The following is a 13,393-nucleotide window of genomic DNA, read 5'->3' as shown; positions in this document are numbered from 1 at the left end:
ATTTCATTGAAACCAAAATTATATGCACACCTGATTATAAGTTTTGGGTCAAGATCACATTAATAGACCTACAAAATATATAGTATTGCGCTGATTTTTCGAGGACAGTGATGAATACGAGTATAAAAAAACTGATCAGCCAATTTCTATGTACCCTGTTTGTCCTAGGATTAGTCCCTGCTCTCTATATAAACTCTGAATTTGAACGGGTTGAAGCCCAGTATGCGCTAAACATCAAACAATCTAATCAAAACCAAATCGAATACAGCTTCCATCAACTCGCTATTATTGTTGAGCAAATATCAAACGCGGTTCCCTCTATTGCCGCCTCACAGACCCTACTTCGTTCCATTTCCGAGCCTTCAGTTACTAACAAACAAGCACTGCAGGATCTGTGGGTTGTATTGGCACACGGGCAACAATACTACTCTCAACTACGTTTCCTAGATCTAGACGCTAATGAAGTATTCCGCGTCAACTATAAAGATGGCCACGCAACTGTCACTCCAGACCACGAGTTACAAAACAAATCCTCTCGTGATTACTACAAAAAGCTACAAGAATTAGAGATTGGAGAAGTTAAAGCTACAGGCATTGATCTAGAAGTTGAAAATGGAGAGTTAGTTCGCCCCTTTGCGCCGACACTTCGCATTATGACGCCTGTCACTGTAGGGGAGCACATTATTGGCTATTTCATTGCTAACCTAAATATGCGCGAGATCTATGATCGCTTACATTACCAGATAGGTACATCAGCGACAGTTCCGGTCATCCTTAATAATACTGGTCATGTCATCATGGGTCCCGACCCTGAGGATTCATTTGGGCATGTGATTGAATCACGTTCAGACAAGACGTATGCAAAACTAGCCCCAGGCCTGTGGCAAAATATTCAAAGCGGCACCTCATCCAGCTATTTTGATGGTAAAAACTGGTATTTTCACTCTGACATCAGCCCTAAGATTAAGCAGTTTGAAGGACCCATCTATATGGTTCTTCATATTGAAGAACATCAATTTAACACTCAGTTTCAACAAGAAAATCACGCCATAGTCGTTCAGATAATCATACTCTCGATATTGATTTCAATGATTTCTGCAGGTTTCGTACTGTGGAACAGAAATCATAAAAAGAACAGTATCGAAAGCCAACTCGCCAAAGCAGCAATGAACGGTATGTCTGCCCTATTAATCACAGACAAAAATAACCGAATCATAAAAGTAAACCAAGAGTTCACGCGTGTCAGTGGCTACGAGTTAGAAGATGTAAAAGGTAAACAGCCTTCATTGTTTAACGCAGGCCGCTATAATGAAGAGTTCTACATTAAAATGTGGAGCGTCATTAAAGAGACAGGGATGTGGGAAGGCGAAGTGGTGAACCGACGAAAAGATGGCACCTTCATCACGGAAATTCTTCGAATACAAACCATCAAAGACTCAAAAGATGTGATTCAATTTTATGTTGCATCATTTGTTGATATCAGCAAACGCAAAGAGCTCGAGAATAAATTGAGAAACCTTAGCGAAAAAGATGCACTATCTGGCTGTTGGAATAGACGAAAGTTCGACCTGGAGCTTCGTGACGAGTGTTCTCGCGTTAGTCGTTACCCTACTCGCGAGCAGTCTTGCTTAGCCATATTGGATATTGACCATTTCAAACGCATTAACGATAGGTTTGGACATGATTATGGCGATAAAGCGATTCAAATCGTAGCACAGGTACTGCAACGTGAATGTCGAGATACCGACTTCGTGGCTCGTATTGGGGGAGAAGAGTTTGGGGTTATCTTGCCTCACACGACACCAAAAGAAGCCGACTATGTGCTTAATAGGCTGAGAATCGCGATCAGTATCGAGTTCGACAACGTCGTTACAATAAGTGGCGGAATAACCAACCTAACAGGTGAACCTGCACTCAATTATAAGTGCGCCGATTTAGCTCTTTACGAAGCAAAAGCAGTAGGTAGAAACAGTGTATGTTTGTTCCTTGATAGCGAAATGAGCGAAATTGCATAGTGGGAGCCTGCATTGCACCACCGCCCCGCTAACTTGTTCATTTCACTCTAGAGTCGTTCACTCAACAATCAACTCGGTGCGGGGTAGAACTCAAGCGTATTCCCTTCGACTACCAGAATGCAATCCATATTCGCAACATGGGCTGCCTGCTTACCAAGGTGAGTATCTTCAAACACAACACACTGCTTTGGCTGTAAACCCATACCAAAACAAGCAGCTAAGAAAGTATCAGGGTTTGGTTTATGATTCTTCACATCTGTCGCTGTCACTAAGATATCCAACTTACTCAAGATATCCGTTTTATCTAACAGTTGTTCTGCGCTCTTGCGTTGACTGCCCGTTCCAACAGCTATCTTCTTGTCACCGAGATGGTCTATCAAAAGAGAATACGTACAAGGGATAATATCTCCTTTGTCTTCAATAGCTGCAAACGAAGCCATTTTAAACGTAGAAACCGCTTGTGGGTCGAGCGATAAACCGTACTTACTATTTACCTCACCCGCGATCTTATAACTCGGCATTCCACCTAAGCTATGCAGCCAAGACGCTTCGAAATAAAAGCCGAACTCTTCCGCCGTTTGCTGCCATGCTTTTACATGTGCTGGCATTGTATCGATCAACGTACCGTCCATATCAAAGATTAATCCTTCATATGCCGTTAAATCAATTTTCATCACTACTATCACTCTTTAAGAAAGTTACTGATACCATACCCAATATTCAGTATCATGACCCCATATTACTGTTCAAAATGGATGTTTATGTTACAAATATCTAACTCTGTTTCAATTCAAGACTGGGAACTCCAGCTAACCGCGATCAGAGCTCAAGGAGCCGGAGGTCAAAACGTCAATAAAGTATCGAGTGCGATACATTTACGTTTTGACATAAAGCACTCAACCCTACCCGATTTCTATAAAGAAAAACTCCTTGCACATAAAGATGGTCGTATCACTAAAGATGGTGTGATTATCATTAAAGCTCAACAGTACAGAACTCAGGAGCAAAACCGAGACGATGCTTTGGTACGTTTGAAAGAGCTGATCTTAGAAGCAACAAAAGTTCAAAAAGTGAGACGAGCAACCAAGCCAACACGCGGCTCTCAAAAAAGACGTTTAGAAAGTAAAAAGCAAAGAAGCACCACCAAACAACTTCGCGGAAGAGTAGACTAATTGTTTCATGTCCGTAGTGAACACCTCACCATGAAACAATCATTTTAGCTCTAACTAGCTGGACAAAAGACCATACCTGACATTATTAATTCGTAGACAATTTATTCGAAGACTGGTTCTTTGAGGCTACATATTCGCAATACTATTGATTAGAAAGTATCTATTAGAACAAAACGCTACTTCTGTTTTTTGACCGACAAAATCAGTTTAATCAACAGCATTCGCTCTTCACTGGTTAACAAACGACTAGCAGCAGCTACATCTTCCGCTGCTGCTTCAGACGCTCCTACAACGTCGAGTACGACATCCAAGTCCGTCACTTTCAAGGTTCTCGTGATCGAACGATACTGAGACATTTTGATATCAGCTTCTCCCCGCTCAATTCGTTGATAGGTTTTCAAGCTCATTCCTGCGCTAGCCGCTAATTTTTCTTGAGACCAATTGCCTAGCTTCCTACGCTCAATCAGCGCAATGACTATAGGTTCTTGTGACATAAGCACCTCCAGAATAGACAGTTATGACCTAATTTCAGCAAGAAGCAGACCATATTGACTTAGAACAGTTTACATAAGCGATTAAAGGCATATTATTCGGCCAATAAAAACGTTACGTTTCATGGACTTTCACACTTACAACGGCGTTAACTCGCGGGTAGATAAGTTTGAATTATCAGAGCTAGGAAATAAGAAAAATTGCAAATTGCGAATAATGATAGCGTGAAATTGGAAATTGCGAATCTCTATAAATTGGCATTTCCTTGCATACAACAGGCTTTAGAATCAGAAGATACCCGTAATGAAATTGTTGCGGTACAGCAGAGATTACTGACTTACAAAGAAGTGCTGTTACACGGAAATATGCTGGAAGATAAAGAATTAAAACAGGCTTTTTCTGCATTGAACCAAAGCGAGAAAGGTGTTGCACAAGGTGGTATTCAAAATATCAACGATGCAATAAAGCAAATGGATGAAATTGTCGAAAGGTATAGCAGGAAGGCGAAAATCAATAAGCAGGCTTATCAGCAAGTTTGAATCGATAGTACACCGAAATAACTAAGTCGACGCTGATGCTTTTTAGCGTCGACTTAATCTAAGGCTTCTTTCATTAATGCTTTAATGAGCACCTGTCGAGGTATAGCCCTCAACCATGCTGATGAACGTCTACTTAACTTTAAATAGATTGTCTTCTTATAATAAGTAAGCCAAGTGCGAATATCGACAAGAAACCCAAAGAACCGCCGCTGCTAGAACCTGAGTTGGTGCCTGAATTAGAGCTACCCGATAGGCTGATCTTCGGCATCGACGTTTGATCTAACAAAGCAGTAGATGAATCAAGGGTTTCACCATCGCTCACACGTACTAAAACACGAGAACTCGGTGTACTTCTAACTTCAAAAGTTGCGTTTTCAGTGCCTGAAACAACTCGCTGAATCCATCCTGCATAATCATAAACCTCCGTAAAAACGGACGTATATTTTTCAGTCAGGCTGCCACATGTACCCGGCCCGTAACTTGTAATACCAATTTGCTGATAGCTACTCCCATCCCACCAATAGACAGGACCGCCTGAATCACCATTACACGTCGAGTTTTTGTATCCATTGAACTGCGCTCCATCAAAACAAAGCTGTTTGTCTGTTGAATTACAGCTATTCGTTGCATCGAAAGTTAAACTCGTTTGATTGACTATATTTGTAGCAGTTCTAGAAACAGTTTTACCTTGATCATCAGTTACATGACTCGTCAAACCCCGGCCAACTGCTTTAAACGTATCTTTGCCACGATTCAATGCATAGGTGTTGTCAAATGTAGAGTTAAGTAGGGATGAGTAATCTCGTACATTCAACGCCGTCTTCAGCTTTAAGATAGCAATATCGTTTGGCAGTACGTCACCTTGGCTAGGGTCAAGGTTTTCATTATAGTTGTTTGGATAATAAATTTTTTCAACTCGTGCGGACTGGTAGCCACCATTATCATACTTAGTTTGGTCGGCCATGCCAGGAACAACCCAAGTGTTAAGCATCCACGCATAACTTCCGTAAACACAATGGGCAGCTGTCAGCACATACTGCCCATCTATAACCGTTCCACCACAATAATTGACAAATTTTGAACCATCATGGAAATACAGACTAGTAAACGTTGGATAGGTATTAGTAAGCTCTGTATCTGTTGTTGGGCTACCATTGATAATATAAGGCGAAACATCGGCATTAGGAGCACTTTCGACCGAGTTTTCCGTCGCCATAACACTTGATGTGTAAATCAATGGAGCTAACAGCCCTAAAACGGCTTTACGAACCGGACTCATTGTATGGTTAACATTCATAGATAACTCCTTGTAACCCCTACTACTTATTTACAAAAATGATGAATCGTCACCATAACACGTTACGACTAATATTATAGTAAGCAATTTTAATGATATAGCCATATGTCTCGTTTTAAAAAAACGAACTTTCAGGTCGCCGCGCTTGTAGCGATATAGAAAGTTATACGCTCTTAAAAATAGATACGTTCATAAAAAGGGAGACAGGCTTAAACAAAAAAGCCTACCGTTGAACTTCTCTACACAGAGAAGCAAACAGTAGGCTTTGTTTAGCTTAATAGTTTCTCTTAAAAGAGATTAGCCACGGTAGTAACGTTGAGGTACGAATGGCATTTTTTCTACTGTCATTGGTAGCTTCTTGCCACGAACTTCAGCGAATACTTCAGTGCCAATTACAGCTAGATCAGTTCGAACATAAGCCATAGAAACAGGCTTGCCTGCATTAGGCCCCGCAGTACCGCTTGTTACAACACCAATCTTGTTGTCTTCAGCATCGAACAACTCAGCGCCTTCACGTACTGGCGCTTTAGTTTGACCAACAAGACCAACACGCTTACGTTGAACATCTTTGGTTGCGATTTGCTCAAGAATGATATCAGCGCCAGGGAAACCGCCTGTACGTTCGCCGTCTGTACGTCGCACTTTTTGAATACCCCATAGAAGGCTGGCTTCTACTGGCGTTGTCGTTGTATCTAGATCGTGACCATATAGACATAGACCACACTCAAGACGAAGTGAGTCACGAGCACCAAGGCCAATCCACTCAACTTCCGCTTCTGATGTTAGCTTGCGTGCCAGTGCTTCAGCGTGATCGTTAGGAACAGAGATCTCGTAGCCATCTTCCCCCGTGTAACCACTGCGGCTCACGATGCATTCAACGCCATCGATATCGACTTTTTGAACGTCCATGAACAACATGTCTGCAACGCTAGGTTGGAAACGAGCAAGAACTTCAGACGCTTTAGGGCCTTGAAGGGCTAATAGAGCGCGATCAACAATCACTTCCATTTCTACGTCAGCTGGAAGGTGCGCAGTTAGATGGTCGATATCTTGTGTCTTACATGCTGCATTCACAACAACAAACAGGTGATCGCCTAGGTTAGCAACCATCAGATCATCCATAATGCCGCCCTGCTCGTTAGTAAAGAACGCATAGCGCTGCTTACCAGAAGGAAGGTCAATAATATCTACAGGAACCAAAGATTCTAAGACAGCAGCTGCGTTCGCGCCATGAAGACGAAGTTGCCCCATGTGAGAAACATCAAAAAGACCGGCAGCATCACGAGTGTGTAAGTGCTCTTTCTTTACACCTAGTGGATACTGAACTGGCATATCGTAGCCAGCGAAAGGAACCATCTTTGCACCCTCTTCAACGTGAAGTGCATGCAGTGGTGTTGTTAGTAGGTCTTGATTAGCGTGTTCTTGAGTCATTTTATTCTCCATGAAGCGTTGCAGGCTGTCCAAAATCGAGTCTGCCGCTTATATCTCTATTTAGAGTCGCCTCTAACGATACTGGTTAACGTTAGAAACAGTAGATAGTAAAAAGTGATGTCCTTTATATAGGCTTATATCGTTGGCTCTATAAATTATGAATAACTGTACAGAACCCATACAACTCACTTTCTAAGAATTCACTTCAGTAAACTTCAATCAACATGAGTAAACCATGTTCACTATAATAAACAAGCCTGCGTCAGTTTTACACCCTTAACAATAGTCAAACAGCTCAAAATGTGACATTTAACAATTTAAAAACAATTGTTCGGTACATACAAAAACGCGATATTGATGATTTTCGCATCAATATCGCGTCTATTAGCTAACGTTCAAAACAAAAGCAAACGTTTGCATCCACTATAAGAAATTCAAAACTTGTTAGCTTATTTTGCAGTGACCTACAGTTATTTTGCAGTCACCCACAGAATGAGTGCATCTTCAGCACTAGTTGAAATCAGCATATGACCCATATTCGCATCGTAATACATGCTATCGCCTTCACTCATTGGCACGGGTTCGTAGAATTCTGAGTAGAACATCACATCACCCGAGATGATCATTAAGAACTCTTCACCATCGTGGCGCACCCAATCGTTATACTCTTCAAAAGTACGAGCTCTCACTCGACTCTTAAACGGCATCATCTTCTTATTAGAGAGCTCTGTGGCAAGCAATTCGTGTTCATAAGTGGGTGTTGGGTGTGGTTTACCTTGGCCTACCTTGGTTAAATCACGACGTCCTGTGGCGACTTTTTTTCTTGGTGGTTCAAAGAGTTGCGGCATATCTATCTGCAACCCCATAGCCAATTTCTGCATAGCTTGAAAGGTCGGAGAGATCTGTTCGTTCTCTATTTTACTGAGCGTAGAACGCGCCAAGCCTGTTCTTTGGCTTGCCTCTTCTAGCGTGATCCCAAGCTTACCGCGGATGTCTTTAATGCGCTGGCCAAGCCTAAGTGGTTCAATATTCTGGTCTAACGTTTCCTTCGCCAACGTTAGAGATGGGTACTCATCATAAATGTCTTCTGACATAGGTCCCTCACTAATTTTTTACTTCCTGTCTATTAATTTCATTGTTGCATAAAGCGCTTTGTTGATTAAAGAGCACACAGAGAAATAAAGCGTGCTCCCCGTAGCAAAACAAGAAAATCTGTTTCCTATTGGAAATTTTTGTTGAAAATTGATTTTATCGGAGCTATGTTATCGACTTGTTAGATGAAGAGATGCTACTTCGGCTTGCCGCAAATGATAGATTTAACATTTGTAAGAGCTGTTTTTTACCCGATTTTTTGGGAACCAATTCGTGCTGCATTGACCCTACAACGATCGCTGAAACGCTGTAAGAGTATATTTAATACGCAATCAACGTATGTCTGTACCTATATAGCGCAAACGATACCGATGCAGAAATCAACGTAAGACCTAATGGACTATAAAAACAATCACCATTAGCTTAATGAAAGGTCTCGACAATGAACGCTTACCAAAACCACAGCTTAGACAGTTTTTTCTCTACGAACCTATCAGGTACTGACGACGCCGTATTTGCTGGAATCCAAGCAGAGAACACTCGTCAAAACGAACAAATCGAACTTATTGCTTCTGAGAACATCGTTTCTAAAGCAGTAATGCAAGCTCAAGGCACTTGCCTAACCAACAAATACGCAGAAGGCTACCCAGGCCGTCGCTACTACGGTGGTTGTGAGCACGTAGATACCGTTGAAGCTATCGCAATTGAACGTGCTAAACAGCTGTTCAAATGTGAATACGTAAACGTGCAGCCTCACTCTGGCGCTCAAGCAAACGGTGCAGTAAAACTTGCCCTACTTCAACCCGGCGACACAATCCTTGGTATGTCTTTAGATGCTGGTGGTCACCTCACACACGGTGCACGTCCTGCAATGTCTGGTAAGTGGTTCAACGCAGTTCAATATGGCGTAGACCGCGACACACTTGAAATCGATTACGAAGCAGTTCGCGCATTAGCTGTCGAAAGCCAACCTAAAATGATTATTGCAGGTGGTAGTGCTATCCCACGCGTTATTGATTTCGCTAAGTTCCGCGAAATTGCTGACGAAGTTGGCGCTATCCTAATGGTCGATATGGCACACATCGCGGGTCTTATCGCGACAGGTGCTCACCCTAGCCCACTACCACACGCACACGTTGTTACCACAACAACGCACAAAACACTTCGTGGCCCACGCGGCGGCATGATTCTTACGAACCACGAAGACATCAACAAAAAGATCAACTCTGCAGTGTTCCCTGGCCTACAAGGCGGCCCACTAATGCATGTTATCGCGGCTAAAGCAGTGGCGTTTGGCGAAGCACTTGGCCCTGAATTTAATACTTATATTGATTCAGTGATCGACAACGCAAAAGTTCTTGCTGAAGTGTTGCAAACTCGCGGTTGTGACATTGTGACTGGCGGTACAGACACACATCTAATGTTGGTTGACCTTCGCCCTAAAGGCTTGAAAGGTAACGTAACTGAAGAAGCATTAGAGCGTGCAGGGATCACATGTAACAAAAATGGCATACCATTCGATACAGAGAAGCCTATGATTACTTCTGGTATCCGTTTAGGCACGCCAGCTGGAACCAGTCGTGGTTTTGGCACTGAAGAATTCAAACTTATCGGTGAATGGATCGGCGATGTACTTGATGGCTTAGTTGAAAGCCCTGAAGGCAATGCTAAAGTTGAGCAACGTGTTCGCAAGCAAGTTAAAGAGCTTTGCAAGCGCTTCCCTCTTTACCGTTAAACCAATTTTAAGATTTAAATTAAAACCTCATAAATTTTTGGAGAATAAGCAATGGACAATACACTAAAGTTTGCAGACAGCCACGAGTGGGTAAAAGACAACGGTGACGGTACTGTAACTATTGGTATTTCTGAGCACGCTCAAGAGCTACTAGGTGACGTTGTGTTTGTTGACCTGCCAGACACTGAAGACGAAATTGAAGCTGGCGAAAGCTTCTCTCTGGTTGAATCAGTGAAAGCAGCTTCTGATATCTACGCACCAATCTCTGGCGAAATTGTAGAAATCAACGAAGAATTAGAAGATAGCCCAGAGCTAATCAACGAAGAACCTTATGAAGGCGGTTGGATTGTTAAAGTGAAGATGTCTGATGCGTCTGAACTAAACAACCTTAAAGATGCGGAAGAATACCTAAGCTCTGTAGAAGAAGACTAATAGGTAACCTCATTACGATAAAGCTGCTCTTTGGAGCAGCTTAATTTTAGGGGCTAGCTCACGGCTCCAGAGAGAAAGTAGAACATATCATGACTGAATTACTTCAAAGCCAATTACTGAAAGACTTGGGTACGCAAAACGAGTTTGTTGCTCGTCATAACGGCCCTAATAAAGCAGACCAGCAAAAAATGCTTGAAGCGATCAACGCGACTAGCCTAGACGCACTGATCGACGAAACGGTTCCTGCACAAATCCGTCTTGAAAAACCAATGACACTTGCTGCGCCACTGAGCGAAATGGACATGCTGACCTCTCTTAAAGAGATCGCTAACCTAAACCAAGTGAAACGTACCTTCATTGGCCAAGGCTACTACAACACATTCACTCCAAACGTTATTTTACGTAACGTTTTAGAGAACCCAGGCTGGTACACAGCTTACACCCCATACCAACCAGAGATTTCTCAAGGTCGCCTTGAAGCTCTACTCAATTACCAACAAATGGTAATGGACCTTACTGGTTTGGAAATCGCGAATGCATCCCTTCTTGATGAAGCGACAGCCGCTGGCGAAGCCATGACACTGTGTAAGCGTGCTGGTAAAAGCAAGAGCAAAGTATTCTTCGTTGCCGACGATGTTCATCCTCAAACACTAGAAGTTGTTAAGACTCGTGCTGAGTACATCGGCTTTGAAGTCATGGTTGGTGCTCTTGAAACACTTCCAGAGCAAGACGTATTTGGTGCGCTTCTCCAATACCCTGGTACAACAGGCGAAGTTCGCGACCTAACTGACATTATTGCGAAAGCTCAAGCAAACAAAACACTGGTAACCGTTGCAACTGACCTTCTTGCTTCTGCACTACTTAAGCCTGTTGGCGAAATGGGCGCAGACGTAGCAATTGGTTCAGCGCAACGTTTCGGCGTTCCTATGGGATACGGCGGTCCACACGCTGCATTCATGGCAACACGTGAAAAGCATAAGCGTACAATGCCAGGTCGTGTAATTGGTGTATCTATCGATACGCACGGTAACCAAGCGCTACGTATGGCAATGCAAACTCGTGAGCAACACATCCGCCGCGAGAAAGCGACATCAAATATTTGTACAGCTCAAGCACTTCTAGCAAACATGGCGTCTTTCTACGCGGTTTACCACGGTGCAGAAGGCCTACGTACAATTGCTCGTCGTACACACCACATGACAGCTATCCTAGCGGCTGGCCTGACTAAAGCGGGTTACGAGCTAACAAACAACAGCTTCTTCGATACCATCACGCTGAACACAGAAGACAAGACAGATGCACTGTACGCGAAAGCGCAAGCAGCAGACATCAACCTTCGTCGACTTGTTGGTAAGATTGGTATCAGCCTAGATGAAACAACAACAATCGACGACGTGAACGCACTGTTCGCAATCTTCGACGTGAAAGAAGACGTTCAAGTACTATCTTCTGACATTGCATCAAACGAGTTTGCAGCAATTCCAGAAAACTGCCGTCGTGAATCAGAGTTCCTAACTCACCCAGTATTCAATACGCACCACAGCGAAACGCAAATGATGCGTTACCTAAAACAGCTTGAGAACAAAGACTTCTCACTAACGCACGGCATGATCCCACTGGGCAGCTGTACGATGAAGCTGAACGCTGCTGCTGAGATGATCCCAGTAACATGGCCTGAGTTTGGTTCAATTCACCCATTCGCACCTCTAGAGCAAGCAGCAGGTTACACAGCGCTAGCGAAAGATCTTAAAGAGAAGCTTTGTGAAATTACCGGTTACGACGATTTCTCACTACAGCCTAACTCTGGTGCATCTGGCGAATACGCGGGTTTAATCGCGATTCAACGCTACCACGCAAGCCGCGGTGAAGCTCACCGTAATGTTTGTCTGATTCCAAGCTCTGCGCACGGTACTAACCCTGCAACAGCATCAATGGTGTCAATGAAAGTAGTAGTTGTTAAGTGTGATGAAGATGGCAACATCGACATGGCAGACCTAGCAGCGAAAATCGAGAAGCACAAAGACAACCTATCAAGCATCATGATCACTTACCCTTCTACGCACGGCGTATACGAAGAGCAAGTGAAAGAAGTGTGTGAACAAGTACACGCAGCGGGCGGTCAGGTTTACCTAGACGGCGCGAACATGAACGCTCAAGTAGGTCTAACTTCACCTGGCTTCATCGGTTCAGACGTATCTCACTTGAACCTACACAAAACATTCTGTATCCCACACGGTGGTGGCGGTCCGGGTATGGGTCCTATCGGTGTTAAATCGCACCTAGCACCTTTCCTACCAGGTCACATCGAAAACGGTGTACAAGGTTCTGACTATGCGGTATCAGCAGCAGATTTAGGTAGTGCTTCAATCCTACCTATCTCTTGGGCTTACATCGCGATGATGGGCGAACCTGGCCTAACAGACGCGACTAAAGTTGCGATTCTGAACGCGAACTACGTGATGGAAAAACTACGTCCTCACTACCCTGTTCTTTACCGTGGCACTAACGGCCGCGTAGCGCACGAATGTATTATCGATATTCGTCCACTGAAAGAAGACACAGGCATCAGCGAAGAAGATATTGCTAAGCGTCTAATGGACTTCGGTTTCCACGCGCCGACTATGTCTTTCCCAGTTGCTGGCACACTAATGGTTGAGCCAACTGAGTCTGAAGACCTAGAAGAGCTAGACCGTTTTTGTGAAGCGATGATCGCAATCCGTCACGAAATGGCAGCAGTGAAAGCGGGTGAATGGCCACTAGATAACAACCCTCTAGTAAACGCACCGCACACACAAGTTGACCTTTCAGGCGCAGAATGGGATCGCCCTTACTCTCGCGAACTGGCTTGTTTCCCATCAAAAGCAACCAAGAACTCGAAGTACTGGCCTACTGTTAACCGTGTAGACAACGTATACGGCGACCGTAACCTAATCTGTTCTTGCCCAAGCATCGACAACTACGAAGATTAATTCGTAGCTGATCACAGATAACCAAGTTGGAAACTGTGATAACTGAGTTGGAAACCGATAACTAAGTTGAGAACTAACTTGAATAACAAAAGGCGAACCGCTTGGTTCGCCTTTTCTTTGTGGGCCGTTTTAGCCCATATGAACAACCAACTTAATAACGTTAACTGTATCCGCCCCACGAACCCACGGGGCGACTTGTCAGTGTTTGAAGTTCCAAGG

Annotated in this window: 11 protein-coding genes; 6 read left to right on the top strand and 5 right to left on the bottom strand. The window is 43.6% G+C overall.

From position 1 onward, the window contains the following. Positions 1 to 110: 110 nt before the first annotated feature. Entirely contained in the window at positions 111 to 2,015 is a 1,905-nt protein-coding gene (locus ACED42_RS05635) for a diguanylate cyclase (protein ID WP_371701779.1), read from the top strand. Positions 2,016 to 2,083: 68 nt separating this feature from the next. Here ACED42_RS05635 and ACED42_RS05630 read toward each other — a convergent pair whose 3' ends face one another. Continuing rightward, positions 2,084 to 2,689 carry a beta-phosphoglucomutase family hydrolase gene (locus tag ACED42_RS05630; protein WP_371701833.1) on the bottom strand — a complete coding sequence of 202 codons (606 nt, stop codon included), beginning with the start codon at positions 2,687 to 2,689 and terminating at the stop codon, positions 2,084 to 2,086. An 87-nt stretch (positions 2,690 to 2,776) separates the two neighbouring features. Between ACED42_RS05630 and arfB the strand changes: the two genes are divergently transcribed. Next, positions 2,777 to 3,187, top strand: coding sequence for an alternative ribosome rescue aminoacyl-tRNA hydrolase ArfB (arfB, locus tag ACED42_RS05625; protein ID WP_012600691.1), 411 nt, complete (start codon positions 2,777 to 2,779; stop codon positions 3,185 to 3,187). Between the two features lie 176 nt (positions 3,188 to 3,363). Here the strand turns inward: arfB and ACED42_RS05620 are convergent, their stop codons facing one another. After that, positions 3,364 to 3,681, bottom strand: coding sequence for a helix-turn-helix domain-containing protein (locus ACED42_RS05620; RefSeq protein WP_009845174.1), 318 nt, complete (start codon positions 3,679 to 3,681; stop codon positions 3,364 to 3,366). A 198-nt stretch (positions 3,682 to 3,879) separates the two neighbouring features. On the opposite strand from ACED42_RS05620, the gene ACED42_RS05615 reads away from it, so the two are divergent. Further along, positions 3,880 to 4,218, top strand: a complete 339-nt coding sequence (locus tag ACED42_RS05615; protein ID WP_371701778.1) for a hypothetical protein — start codon at positions 3,880 to 3,882, stop codon at positions 4,216 to 4,218. A gap of 139 nt (positions 4,219 to 4,357) precedes the next feature. Here the strand turns inward: ACED42_RS05615 and ACED42_RS05610 are convergent, their stop codons facing one another. From ACED42_RS05610 to ACED42_RS05600, 3 genes are all read right to left on the bottom strand, one after another. Then, the gene (locus ACED42_RS05610; RefSeq protein WP_371701776.1) at positions 4,358 to 5,515 is read right to left on the bottom strand and encodes a trypsin-like serine protease; all 1,158 of its coding nucleotides are present in this window, start codon (positions 5,513 to 5,515) and stop codon (positions 4,358 to 4,360) included. A gap of 297 nt (positions 5,516 to 5,812) precedes the next feature. Then, a complete protein-coding gene (gene gcvT, locus ACED42_RS05605) occupies positions 5,813 to 6,946 on the bottom strand; it encodes a glycine cleavage system aminomethyltransferase GcvT (RefSeq protein ID WP_371701774.1) in 1,134 nt (377 codons plus the stop codon). A 470-nt stretch (positions 6,947 to 7,416) separates the two neighbouring features. After that, positions 7,417 to 8,040 (bottom strand): helix-turn-helix domain-containing protein, encoded by a 624-nt coding sequence (locus ACED42_RS05600; protein ID WP_012600696.1) that lies wholly within the window; start codon positions 8,038 to 8,040, stop codon positions 7,417 to 7,419. Positions 8,041 to 8,480: 440 nt separating this feature from the next. On the opposite strand from ACED42_RS05600, the gene ACED42_RS05595 reads away from it, so the two are divergent. The 3 genes from ACED42_RS05595 to gcvP all read left to right on the top strand — a co-directional run bounded on the left by ACED42_RS05595 (position 8,481) and on the right by gcvP (position 13,174). Next, on the top strand, positions 8,481 to 9,773 hold the full coding sequence (locus ACED42_RS05595; protein ID WP_371701772.1) for a serine hydroxymethyltransferase: 1,293 nt from the start codon (positions 8,481 to 8,483) through the stop codon (positions 9,771 to 9,773). Positions 9,774 to 9,824: 51 nt separating this feature from the next. After that, positions 9,825 to 10,205 carry a glycine cleavage system protein GcvH gene (gene gcvH, locus ACED42_RS05590; protein ID WP_009845137.1) on the top strand — a complete coding sequence of 127 codons (381 nt, stop codon included), beginning with the start codon at positions 9,825 to 9,827 and terminating at the stop codon, positions 10,203 to 10,205. An 89-nt stretch (positions 10,206 to 10,294) separates the two neighbouring features. Continuing rightward, the gene (gene gcvP, locus ACED42_RS05585) at positions 10,295 to 13,174 is read left to right on the top strand and encodes an aminomethyl-transferring glycine dehydrogenase (protein ID WP_371701770.1); all 2,880 of its coding nucleotides are present in this window, start codon (positions 10,295 to 10,297) and stop codon (positions 13,172 to 13,174) included. Positions 13,175 to 13,393: the final 219 nt, after the last annotated feature.

It is taken from the genome of Vibrio sp. FF145 (assembly GCF_041439075.1).
Taxonomy (GTDB): Bacteria; Pseudomonadota; Gammaproteobacteria; order Enterobacterales; family Vibrionaceae; genus Vibrio; species Vibrio tasmaniensis_A.
This window is presented reverse-complemented; position numbering and strand designations above follow the sequence as displayed.